The following is a 12618-nucleotide window of genomic DNA, read 5'->3' on the forward strand; positions in this document are numbered from 1 at the left end:
ATATTTATGTATACCATCAGCAATAATAGCTTCAGCTAAATTCGACTCTATCGCTACTTCACTGTCCATTTTTTTAATATCTGAACTCAACTTCTGAAGATAAGAAGCTCTACTATCCTTAAAGTACTCCTTCAAGAGAATATAAGCATCAGCAGTTGCCATTTTAATTAAGGCTAGTGCACAGTAATGATCTTTAACTATTGATCTTCTTACACTTGGACGAGCAAGATATGGAATAGCAATACTTCCTGCAGATACTAGAGCATCTCTGACCTTTGCGGTCGGAGGAGGAACAACCTTTTTGATCACTTCTTTTAATTTAGTAGAAAACCTAGGCGTAATCTCTCTCATATTTTCTTTACACGTTAGCACCAATAAATATAGTGATGTTGCAGCATTTAAGTTTTTAATTGACTCGAATTCATTTGCTTTAGAAAGTAGTTCTGTTAAATATTTTTCATTCTCAGACTTTGAACTACGTAAACCTATTGCTAATTGAATTACTCCGTTCCAGTAATCATTCCCTGCATTTCTAGAAAGACAATCAGTATCATTCTCAGCAATTAAATATTTTGCTGTATAAAACTCTTGAAATGTACGATGCGTAAATTGTATTTCATTTGAACCTACCTGAACGAGCAACCCACTTCGCTCAAGAAAAAACAAGAGTAAATCATCAGAAGATATTCTACCTCTTAGTTGAGGCATATCTGTACTCTTTAACCTTAACCTTCGCTTCAAATCATTTGGGGATATAGTAGTTTGACCATTGCTGGTCATCCAAAAAGCGATATCTGAAAGGAAGGACTCTTTATTTCTGAAATCTAGTAATGAAAACGCATCTGTTTCGATGACCTTCTTTTCGCGATCTCTGCTATCGAGAAATAACCTACAGGTTGATTCATACAAATCAGTTCTATCTTTTGGTAAATAACCATTACGGTCATGATGTAGCATGCATAAAACACCACATAAAAGCGGGTTTTGCGCTAAATTTCTTAACACTTTTTGTTGTCGTAACTTTTCTAAAAGGCTACTTGCCTGTTGGTTTAAGGCTGTTGGTTTAGTTTTATCATACTCTAATGCAATGGCATGGTGCCAATGCTCAACAAAATCAGTCTGAGCTTTTCTATCCATAGTTTGTAATTGAATCACATTAAAGTCTAAGTGATCCAAAGACGTGTTTTCGTATGCAGATGGTCGCGAAGTTAATATGAACTGATTACCTTCGTATCGTTCACAAAGGTTATTAATCCATTCGAGTACCTCTTGGCGTCTTTCTTTAGGTACCTCATCAAAGCCATCTACCATGATTATAGCTAACCCATTTTCTAAAACTTGGCTAATCCACTCTCTATGTGGATTTTCGATTACAATTCCTTCAGTCATAAAAGAATAAAAATCTAGTTCAGTAGGCAAAATAGATTCATGTAAAAGTGATCTTAATTGAATCAACACAGGAACTTTTTTATTAAAGTCAACCTGCTCATTTCTAAATGCTCTGCGACCACATTGCACAGTTAACCACTGTAACAAGGTTGTTTTTCCCTGCCCTGCTTCTCCGAGTATAACAAGTCGCTTATAACTGGTAAGTGCTTCATTAGTTGACATTACCTTGTTATCGTCAGAATTATTAAAGTCGGTTTCTGTTGTTAAAGATATATATGCAACACTTAATTGATATTTTCTTGTTCTCTTCCCGAAGTTTAGCCCAAAAATTTTCAATTCATCAAACCGCCTCGCTATCGCTCTTCTGAACTCATCTTCAACCAAAGCTATGTCATCATGTTGATTTGAATTTTTTTCTTTCCAGCGGCCTAACTCTTCCCTAAGCTTTTCAAATAGAAGTTCTTGATTACCTAATTGAGTATTTAAATTTTCTTCAGACCATGCTGGAAGAGCTTGGCTACAATCTATAATAAGCTCACAATAGTCTTTAAGTATGCTACCAAAGGCATCTTTAATATTGTCATCAATAACAAAAGCCTCATCATCAATAGTATGCATCTGTAAAGATCCATAAAGTGTATGAGGGTTAAAATCTATTTTATCTAGCGATATATGTGTTGGAAAATATTTTTTTAAGAGCAAGTTTAGTAATGAAAAAACTTTTTCTTTTGATTTAAATTCAAGGTTTGTATCAATTAATTTTTTGCTCAGCTCAACAAAATCATCCAACAAGCTTTTAAAGGCGATTTCCCCTTGATTTCTTGCTTTTGCACCAAAAGAGCTCTTTAAGTGTTCCTCATATGAAACATTTTTGGGAGTTTCTAACCAAATACATGCTATTACAGAAACGATGCATGGAGAGAGGGTTTCATATAATAGATCATCTATTAACCNCTATTAACCTGTTTTCTCTTTCTTTCCTATGTTCAGCATCCAAATTTTTTGCTTCTGTATTAATTTCTTCTTCAAGAAATTTGCTATTAAGTTCAAAATTAACTTCTTTAAATATATTTGGAAGCTCTTCATAATATTCAAAGAATAATGGATGTACATTAGACTTTAAATAGAGCGTTCTTATATTATCAGGTAAGTTTTCCCATTCACTTTTTCTAATAATAACAATTGAATACTCTAACCGGCTTGATATTTTTTTCTCTTCACAATATTGATACCACTCGATAACTCTTGGGTCTAACATCGAACACCCTACATATACAATCGGGTGCTCCATCAAAGTAACCTTCAGTTTTGCAACAAGAAACGGATATTTATCTGCAAAATTTAAATAGCTTTCTTCATCCAATGTCCAAGCTTCTATGTTGGAAAGCCCACCATGGATTTTATATAAAGAGATAATATGACTTTGTTCAATTCCAAAATTACTTTCATGGGTAACAACATTGAAGTTTTTCCCTTTCCTTTGTAAAGCAGACTCAAGCAATTGATCATAGTTAGTTGTAAAAATATTTTTCCAAGGGCTTTGAATTAGCTCTAGATGAGTATTCGTAGGTTCACTTGATAAGATTGTAAAAATACTGGAAAGTACTTTATTGAGTCTTCCGTAACCATTTACTTTTGCAAAATCCTTTACCCATAATGTAAAAGATCTGTTGGGTGAATCTAAATCATATGTAGAGTCATCAGGAGCAAAGTTAGGGAGCTCTTTGAGGCTTTTTTCTCTTAATTTAGCTATGAGCTCAGGAGTAGTTGGATATCCTGCTGGAACCGACAAACCTGCGCCAACCCAAAGAATTGGCTGAAAAGCAGGATCTTTTTGTCCTTCCTTTAAGATTTTAATAAGTACTTCCCATTCTTCTGAAGTTTTGAAGCTCTCTGTCATAGCAATTCCATTGTTTATTTTTGATTTTATTGTACATTATTACACTTTAGGATAAACACTTTTTATATACATACCTTCATGTAATACCGCACTAAGTTTGCTATGGGTAAAGATGTAGTCAAAGTGGAAGAAAAGCTCGAGAAAGTTGTACCTAAAGAATTTAAAGTCGATGTACACCACTGGTTAATCCTGCATGGCCGCTATGTGTGCACGGCTCGTAAACCTAGATGCGGCAGCTGTATTATCGAAGATTTGTGTGAGTTTAAGGAAAAGACTGAGTAGTTAAAGTCTATTCTAAAGCTAACAATTTTAAGGTGAAGTTGCTCACCTTTTTCTATCACCTCAGTAAGTTCATTTTGCTTATTGTGCCAAACACTAGGTTTGGCACAATGTTCCTAGCCATTATCGTGGGTTTTGGCTTACCTGCTTTTTAATAAATTCTCGCGTATCTCTTAACAGTGCCACTCTTGCTGGTTCGTGGACATACATCATGTGACCGCCGTGATAATAGTGATAATCAATTTTATCAGCGTATATACCGTGTCTATTTAAGGTGTATTCAGCATCAAAAAATGGCGTAACAATATCGTAATAACCAGAGGCGACCATCACTTTCATTTGCGGATTGCTGCGAAGCACATAAGATAAATCTGGCACTGTATTGACGTATCTTGGCTCCCAGCCTTGTCCATCAGGAGCAGTGCGCCAGCGCCAGTTATCTGATAACTCAGGATCGCCAGGGTTTAAGTATTTTCTTTTCCACTGTACGTTTAAATCTGCGCGCATATATTTCATCAGTGCCGCTTTATATGCTGGCCCTATCACTTTTGACGCATCTTGCTTAGGAGCTGCTGTTAAATCGTCTCGTTCATCAAGCTTATAACGTCCATCAAGAAAGCCTACTGCGACGCCCTCATCACGCAATAACTCTTTTGCAAATCTAAAGGCGTTAATGCGTAAATCAACCTGCTCAATATATTGTTTGCTTAGCCCTGTATAACGGTGAAGGCCGTCAACAATTCGCTTTCTGTCAGCTTTACTAAGCGCATTACCCTTAAATAAGGCTGGTAGTAATTCATCAACTGCAAATTGTCGGCTTGCATCTATAAATGCTTCAAAATCTCCAGATGTATCTACTTTTTTATGATACCAAGCGGTTGCAGCAAGTGTGGGTATGTAAGTGATATAAGAAATAATGTTGTCATCAACATAAGGGCTTGAACCTTGATAGTCTAAAGCTTGTGACACAAAAATAATGCCATTTACATTAATCAGGTGTTTATCCATCAGTACTTTAGAAACCGCTGCTGCTCGAGTTGTCCCATAGCTCTCTCCCAATAAAAATACTGGTGCATTCCAGCGATTTTCTTTTGTTAGCCACTGGGCAATAAAATCAGCGATAGAGGCTGCATCTTGATTTAAGCCCCAAAAGGCTTTGCTGTCAGTGTTGCCTAAGGCACGCGAGTAACCTGTACCAACAGGGTCCACAAACACCATATCAGTTACATCAAGTATCGTCTCAGGCGCATCTTTTAATTCGTAAGGAGCCATTCCTGGATGTGCAGCATCGCTTGGTACAACAACTCGTTTAGGACCATAGGCGCCCATATGTAACCAATTAGATGATGAGCCTGGGCCACCATTCCAGATAAATGTGACTGGTCTGTTTTTGTTATCGCTTGCAGCTATGTAATCAAACGAAAAAATAGCAGCAGTTGGCTCTTCGTTTTTGTTTAATAAATAGGTTTCACCAGCTACAGCTTTGTATTTCATCCTTTTGTCATTAAAAGTACCTTTATGCTGGGTCACAAATTTAGTGGCTTCGGGTATCGGCTTCTTACTGTTGTTTGAATTTGAGACTTCATCTGCATTAACTGCGTTTGTACAAAACGCAAACAATGTAGAGATGACTACAGTTTTGAAATTGGCAACATACGCCATGTTTTATTCTCCCTCGGAGGCTTAGCTTTATCGGGCTTGATAATAGAGCGTTGCTATTTATGTCTTGAATGCTTTGTCAGCCTATTTTTCAAGTTTTATGTTATTCACCTATTACCTTTACAGTAAGAAGGTGTAATTTCAACTGTCTGCGACAAAGGTGTTGTAGTACTCTATCCTATTGCAAAATAGCAAGGGCCTGATTATATCTCCAAATCATAAGCTTAATTATTAATTTAACAGCATAGTCTTTACGCTTTGTCTCAATGCTACTGTGCATGCAATCGAAATAACTTATAATCCATTTTTGATAATTTTAATGTGCAGCTTTGTACCACGCTGTGTTATTGAAATTGTATGAATTTAAAGACAAAAAAGAGGATGCTTAAATGCGCTTATTACACACAATGCTTCGCGTTGCTGATTTAGATAAATCAATTGAATTTTATACGCAGGTATTAGGTATGAAAGAGCTGCGCCGTGCAGACAACGAAGAGTACCGCTACACCCTTGCTTTTGTCGGTTATGGTGACGAAAAAGATTCGACCGTGCTTGAGCTTACTTATAACTGGGATACTGACAGCTATGATTTGGGTAATGCATACGGTCATATTGCTATCGAGTTTGATGATATTTATAAAGCCTGCGAAGACATTAAAGCTGCTGGCGGTAATGTGAGCCGCGAGCCGGGTCCTGTCAAAGGCGGCACAACTGAAATTGCATTTGTTAAAGACCCAGATGGTTATGCGATTGAGTTAATTCAGAAAAAAGATAACACCACTTTTTGATTCATACCGGCTATTTCGGCGATTGCTGAGATAGCCACTTTGCGAGCGCTTTTTCAAGTTCAACAAAATTAATTGGCTTTGCAATATGGTCATTGATACCAATTTTTGCGCTTGTTTCGATGTCGTCTTTCATTGCATTAGCACTGACTGCAATAATCGGCGTATCAAAATCTGGCCTTGCAAGTAAGTTTTCGCTGGCAGTCAATCCATCCATCACTGGCATTTGAATATCCATTAAAATCAGTGCGTAATCTTGTGTTAGGGTTTTCTCACAGGCAATTTGTCCATTTTCTGCCAGTTCATAATTTAGACCTAATTGAGTTAAATACTTAGTGATCACAATTTGGTTAATCGGGTTATCTTCGGCAATTAATATTGGCTTATCGACGGCTTTAAAATCGAACTGAGTGTCTTCATCTGATTGGTGTACTTTTGCGCTAGCGTCCTGTGGGTTTAGTGATTTAAAATTAACATTAATGGTAAACTCGGTACCTTTTCCAAACTCACTGTCGATAGCAATAGTGCCTCCCATCAAATCAATCATCCCCTTACTGATGGCAAGCCCAAGACCGGTCCCTCCATATTCACGAGTGGTACTACTTTGCGCTTGAACAAAGGGATTAAACAGGGCCGTTATTTTATCTTCAGCGATACCAATGCCTGTATCTTTTACCGATATCACGACGGCTGTCTCGTGTTCATCTCGGCTTTGCAGAGTAAGCGAAAGAACGATCTCTCCTTGATTGGTAAACTTAACGGCGTTAGAGAGTAAGTTAATTAGCACTTGTTTAACACGTATTTCATCACATTCTACATTCAGCGATTGTAATGAGGAGACATCAAGCCGGCAGCCAACCCCTTTGGCATCACAGCTCGGTTTAAATAGTAAAATAAGGTCATGGCAAAGCGCGACTAAATCACATTGTCGTGACTCGAGCTCTATTTTATTGGCCTCTATTTTTGAAAAGTCGAGAATATCGTTAATCACGGTTAATAACACATCACTACAGTTATTAATTTGCCTTACAAACTCTGCTTGCTCTTGTGTTAGCGTGCTTTTATTGAGTAGCTGCAAAAAGCCGACAATACCATTCATTGGTGTGCGTATTTCATGGCTCATATTAGCTAAGAATTGGCTTTTAACTTGCTCAGAGCGCTCAGCGCGAAGTTTTTCTAATTGCAATGAAGTAATTTGTATATCAATGGTATCAGCCATGCTGCTAAGGGAATCTGCAATATCTTTAAACTCTTGATAATGAAAATCGTCGGTATCTTGTTTGTAATTACCTAATGCATATTCTCGGCTAAGAGCAGTAATACGATTTAGTGGGTTATGGAGACGGGCCGTCAACCAACGCACTGAGATAAATGAAATAATAGAGAGTCCTACAATTAACAACCCTGCCAATATAGCCGTTTGCTTTACAGCGCTGGTGTAGGTGGTTTTTGCTTCATTAATTTGGAATTGTAAACTGGTTGGCTTACCTGCAAAAAAAACATTACTGATTGAGGCCTGCCCCATTAATTTGCCGTTATCGCCAGCATCGCCCACGCTATATAGAATGTTATCTTGTGCTGTAATTTGTACCTGCTTACCCGCTTGATATACCGGTTGCTCATTGTGTATTGCAAGCCACTTTAACGCCTCTGATAAAGGCACAAAAGACACTAACACGCCCGTTTTAATTATTGGCTCACTGAGAGAATCTTGCTCATGTAGCAATGTAGATGTAATTGCCAGTAAAGCATTTTGTTTTGCCTGTAAAGGTGCGAGTAGCTCAGTAACTTGTGGATTATCAATAATTTGAATTGTGTTTTGCTCTGTTGATGTTTGAGCGCTGTCGAGAATGCTTTTAGTGAGTTTAAAATTCAAATTTAAAGAAGTGATGGGATACCCTTCAACTATAAACCCTTGATTATCAATTACTATCGATGCTTTTATCTGTGGATTTTGGGCAACAAACTCTTGTAGCTGCACAAGCGCGAACTGTGAGTACACCACTTTATTTGGCAGCTCAGTTATCGCCTTAGTGCTACTAAGTAATTGGCTATTTTTCTCAAGCTTAAATAAGAGTTGTTCAAGACTGGCTGCATTATTTCTAGCTTGCCATTGCAAACTCGTATTTGCTTGGTCAATTGAGCTTAAATAGAAACGCCCAATCATCAAACCTGCAAGGATCAGTAGGGGAATAATGACCAGTAGTAATACACTGATAAATAAGGCGCGGCTAAAGCGTGGACTACTCATTCATCCCCTTCATTGGCAATCGAACGCTCTGCCAACCCTTGCATAAAAAGCCCCGCTTGCTCAGCAGTTAAGGCACCACTGCCATAGCGAATAAATCCTTTATTTAATACTTCCCATACGATGATCATAGATGCGGTAGAGGGCATAGGTTTTGTGAATTGTATAGCATCAATTAAGGTTGATAACTCAGTGCCTTGTTGTGCTTTTAGATTATTTAAAACCTCAGTGTTAACCGGGATATCTTGAAGTTTTTGCCAAACCAGTGTTTGGAATTTTTCTGCTTGAACCAATTTAGCAAATTTGATCAAGCTCTCTTTATTTGCACCATTTAAAGCATGGTTTGGAAATGCCAACACAAAGGTTGAGTAGTAAGGCTGCATATACTCACCATTGAGTTTCGGTAATTGTTGTATTCCTAAATTATTACCCAATGCCTCTTCATACGTTTTTAATGCCCATGCACCATCAATGGTGAAAGCGGCTTGCTGCGCTTTAAATGCATTATTTGAGCAAGTGTAATCGCACTGTCTATCAACCAGATTTTGTTTATTTAAATCCCAAACAAATTTGAGAGCCGATTGCATTGCTGGTGTATTAAGCTGAACATGGTTATCTACAATTAGGTCGCCATTAAAAGCCGATAAGAACGGGATAAACCAATACATTTCCATAAAACTCCATGTAACGAGTTTCACTTTTTCAGGCAATGATGATTGAATTCGGTATATATCCTGCCAATTTTCTATTGGCTCTTTAACAAACTGCTTATTATAAAAAAGTAATAGGTGATTGCCTTGAATGATGGGTATACCTAAGAGCTTGTTGTTGAGCTTTGCAGTTTCTAAGGTTCGCTTGTCTGTGGTGTCAGCTATGAGTGAGTCTGGAATAGTGCTGTAGTTGGCATATTTATCAAGGCCTAAGTGATCAGCGGGTACAATAACAACGTCTGTTGAGGTGCTGGTACTAGTATTTTGCACCAGCCTGACTTTTAGCGCCTTTTGGTCAACCAATACAGAGTTAACCGTTAAACCGCTTTGCTCTGCAAACTCACTAAGCAATTGGTTAAAATGTTCATGCTTCATGGTATGGGCTAGGTTTATCGTTGCTGCATAGCCATCAAACGTAACTAATAGCACCGCCAGCCAAAATACTCGCCACACGCTAATGTCTACTCAAAATGAATTAAAATTACTTTTTAGTTAAGCACATATGCCCTAAATTGCCCAGCCTAATCAAGGGTTTTCTTAAACCTAAATGCAGCCACAGCCAAGCCCAAAATTGTAAAGGCTAACAGCCAAAGTAAATCACTGCTCATACTTATTAGATTGACATCTTTTAGCACGATTCCGCGTATTAACCTTAGGTAATGCGTTGCGGGTAGGCACTCAGCAAGCCATTGTGCTGCCTTTGGCATACCTTCATAGGGAAATACAAAACCTGATAATAAAATAGAGGGTAACAGAATGAAAATTGTCATTTGCATTGCTTGAAGCTGATTTTTAGCGATGGTTGAAAGCACTAAGCCAAGCACTAAACTGGCACATATAAAGGCAAAGGTTGCGACAACCAATGCGACTAAACCACCTCCAAAAGGAATATGAAACAAGAGCTTACCCATACCTAATATAATAAATAACTGAATAAAACCAATGAAGATATAAGGCACCACTTTACCGATCATTAATTCAAGTGAGCTTAACGGTAAGGTGATTAAAAGCTCCATATTACCTCGCTCTTGCTCTTTAACAATGGCAGCAGAGGTAAACATAATCATCGTCATGGTTAAAATAACAGCAGCTAAACCTGGCACAATATTCACTGCAGAGCGTTGCTCTGGGTTATAAAATAAGGTCGTCTCAAAGGTTGGGTATGTTCTATTCGCAGGCTTATCGAGAAGCTCTGCAAGCGGCATATTGCGCAGCGATTTTATGCTCGACGCTACCATTGTATCTGAGCCATCAACTAACCAATGCGCAATTGGCCTGACTAACGACTCATTACTGCCATCAGGCAAACCAAAACCCACTGTTGGGTGCTGGGCAAGTCGGTTTGCCACATCGTGGGGTATAAACAGCACAGCCCGCACTTTCGCGCTCGCGATTGCTGTTTGTGCCTGTTCAATACTGTCGTAATAATCCGTCACTTTAACCACATTTGTCGCCGATACTGTTTGTACTAAAATGCGACTGAGCGCAGTTTGACTATGATCGACCACTGCAACAGGAATATCTTTAACGTTGGTGTTAATAGCGTAACCAAATAGAATCAGTTGGATAAGGGGGATCATCACCACCATCGCAAAGGTCATTCTATCGCGGCGTAATTGTAATAATTCTTTGTTTACAATTGCTTTTATCCGGCTTAATGAAGTCATAATACTCATTTTCTGCCCTGCCCTGTGCAGGTGACAAACACGTCTTCAAGGCTTGGGCGCACACTATTAACTTGCCACGTATCCTGACAAAATGATTGCTGTTTTATGAACTCAACGGGGTCTTGAACACCTTTTTTTACTAATACTCGCAGTTGTGTACCTAATTGAGTGGCTGAGATAACATGGTCGATTTTTGCGAGCTGTTTTTTTAATTCTCTGGTTTGCGCCCCTGCGATTTCTACAACATGAGCGTGCATGTCTGTCATTAATTGCTTTGGAGAGCCATCCGCGCGTTTAATACCAGATTCTAAAATGGCTAAACGATGACAACGCTCAGCTTCATCCATGTAATGGGTGGTGACTAATATCGTGGTACCGGCATTACTTAAATCAAACAGTGTTTCCCAAAAATCACGGCGATTTTGTGGATCGACTGCCGATGTTGGTTCATCAAGAAATAAAATTTTCGGTTTATTAATCACTGCAGCAGCCAATGCTAAGCGCTGCCGTTGGCCCCCACTCATACTTCCGGCCATTTGATCTACTCTTTGATCAAGACCATAGGTATGGAGCAATTCGTCAATTCTTTGTTGTTTTTGTTGCTTTTTAAACGGGTAAAGCGCCGCCATGAACTTTAGGTTTTCAAGCACGGTCAGGTCACTATAAAGTGAAAACTTTTGTGTCATATAACCAAGTTGCGTTCTGAGCTTTTCAGCATCTTTTGGCAGACTCAAGCCAAGCACATTGATATCACCAGAGGTTGGCTTCAATAAACCCGTAAGCATACGGATTGCAGTCGTTTTACCACAGCCGTTAGGGCCCAAAAAGCCATAAATTTGCCCTTGCTCAACGTCTAGATCAAGGTTATCAATCGCTTTTAAATCGCCAAATTGTTTTACCAAACCTTTGGCATGGATCACCGATTCAGTCATGGCATAATCACTTGAGCAGGTACGCCTGTCGGTAAATTATTTTCACTTACCGGTAGTGTTACCTCAGCAAGGTACATTAATCTCGCACGCTCTTCCTGATTAAGGGCATAAAAAGGCGTGAACGCAGGCTCTGAGGCAATCCAGGTCAGTTCACCCTGAATATCTTTATCTATGCCATCGACACGAACTGTAAGTGTCATGCCCTGATTGAGCTTGGCACGATATGGTTCAGGGATATATACGCGCGCATAAGGTGCGCTGTTTGCTTGAATAATAACGACAGGGCTGCCTTTAGTAACTCGCTCACCTACGTGCCAAGGTAAGTTATCGACCCTGCCAGCACGCATCGCTTTAATTGTCAGATCTGAGAGGTATTTTTGCTGTACTTTTAGTTCTGCTTCTGCCGCCTGAACTTGCGCTTTCGCACTATTAATATCTTCAACGCGAGAACCATTTGTTAATTCATTTAAGTTCTGCTTTGCTGATTCTAAATTAGCGAATGTCTCATCGCGTGCAGCGGTTGCACTGTCTAAGGTTTCTTGGCTTGCGAGTTTATCTTTAACTAAGGTTTTTGCACGGTGAAAATTAGCTTCGCTTTGCGTATATGCAGCATTAGCTGCTGCTACTTTGGCTGATGCACCAGCAACTTCTTCGGGGCGAGCACCATTCAAGGTTTTTTCAAGAAATGCAGTGGCTTGAGCTAGTTGAGCTTGTGCTTTAGCAACAATCGCTTGTTGTAGTTCGGCATCGAACTTTGCAATCACCTGCCCTTTTTCGACCAACTGGCCTGCTGAAACGGGTAAATCGATCAGTATTTCGTTAGTCGTTGCAGGATGGATCACACGCTCACGCTCAAGCGTTCCTAGCGCTACTCCCTCATTTGAGTCTGAGCAAGCAGTAATGACTAAAGAAATTAGAATGAGTACAACACGTTTAGCTAACATTTTAATTTCCTTATGGTTAGCTGATGAGTTGCTAGATACTATAAAGTATTAAAATGATCTATAAAAGTGATCTATAGGAATTAAAGTTTTAGAAATATATGGAGT

9 protein-coding genes and 1 pseudogene are annotated in these 12618 nt (G+C 39.0%); 2 read left to right on the forward strand and 8 right to left on the reverse strand.

Annotation, left to right across the window (positions count from 1 at the left end; translation table 11 throughout):
* A partial coding sequence (locus L1D51_RS18560; protein WP_239964477.1) for an NACHT domain-containing protein occupies positions 1–2178 on the reverse strand: 2178 nt, incomplete at its 3' end.
* 151 nt (positions 2179–2329) lie between these two features.
* The gene (locus L1D51_RS18565) at positions 2330–3289 is read right to left on the reverse strand and encodes an SIR2 family protein (protein ID WP_239964478.1); all 960 of its coding nucleotides are present in this window, start codon (positions 3287–3289) and stop codon (positions 2330–2332) included.
* A gap of 87 nt (positions 3290–3376) precedes the next feature.
* On the opposite strand from L1D51_RS18565, the pseudogene L1D51_RS18570 reads away from it, so the two are divergent.
* Positions 3377–3571 (forward strand): annotated as a pseudogene (locus L1D51_RS18570) (endonuclease III); the annotation flags it as partial.
* Positions 3572–3691: 120 nt separating this feature from the next.
* Here L1D51_RS18570 and L1D51_RS18575 read toward each other — a convergent pair.
* The gene (locus tag L1D51_RS18575) at positions 3692–5230 is read right to left on the reverse strand and encodes a S10 family peptidase (RefSeq protein WP_239964479.1); all 1539 of its coding nucleotides are present in this window, start codon (positions 5228–5230) and stop codon (positions 3692–3694) included.
* 386 nt (positions 5231–5616) lie between these two features.
* On the opposite strand from L1D51_RS18575, the gene gloA reads away from it, so the two are divergent.
* Positions 5617–6015, forward strand: a complete 399-nt coding sequence (gene gloA, locus L1D51_RS18580) for a lactoylglutathione lyase (protein WP_055021479.1) — start codon at positions 5617–5619, stop codon at positions 6013–6015.
* 10 nt (positions 6016–6025) lie between these two features.
* Here gloA and L1D51_RS18585 read toward each other — a convergent pair whose 3' ends face one another.
* The 5 genes from L1D51_RS18585 to L1D51_RS18605 form a co-directional block, all read right to left on the reverse strand.
* Complete coding sequence (locus L1D51_RS18585; protein WP_239964480.1) at positions 6026–8263, reverse strand: ATP-binding protein; 2238 nt, start codon at positions 8261–8263, stop codon at positions 6026–6028.
* Positions 8260–9423: a sugar ABC transporter substrate-binding protein gene (locus L1D51_RS18590; protein WP_239964481.1), complete on the reverse strand. Its 1164-nt coding sequence runs from the start codon at positions 9421–9423 to the stop codon at positions 8260–8262. The genes L1D51_RS18585 and L1D51_RS18590 overlap by 4 nt, the downstream gene beginning before the upstream one ends.
* A 68-nt stretch (positions 9424–9491) precedes the next feature.
* Complete coding sequence (locus tag L1D51_RS18595) at positions 9492–10637, reverse strand: ABC transporter permease (RefSeq protein ID WP_054563664.1); 1146 nt, start codon at positions 10635–10637, stop codon at positions 9492–9494.
* A 5-nt stretch (positions 10638–10642) separates the two neighbouring features.
* Positions 10643–11569, reverse strand: a complete 927-nt coding sequence (locus L1D51_RS18600) for an ABC transporter ATP-binding protein (protein ID WP_239964482.1) — start codon at positions 11567–11569, stop codon at positions 10643–10645.
* Complete coding sequence (locus L1D51_RS18605; RefSeq protein WP_055199412.1) at positions 11566–12513, reverse strand: HlyD family secretion protein; 948 nt, start codon at positions 12511–12513, stop codon at positions 11566–11568. Before L1D51_RS18605 ends, L1D51_RS18600 begins: the two co-directional genes overlap by 4 nt.
* Positions 12514–12618: the final 105 nt, after the last annotated feature.

The sequence above is a fragment of the Pseudoalteromonas shioyasakiensis genome (assembly GCF_022398475.1).
Taxonomy (GTDB): domain Bacteria; phylum Pseudomonadota; class Gammaproteobacteria; order Enterobacterales; family Alteromonadaceae; genus Pseudoalteromonas.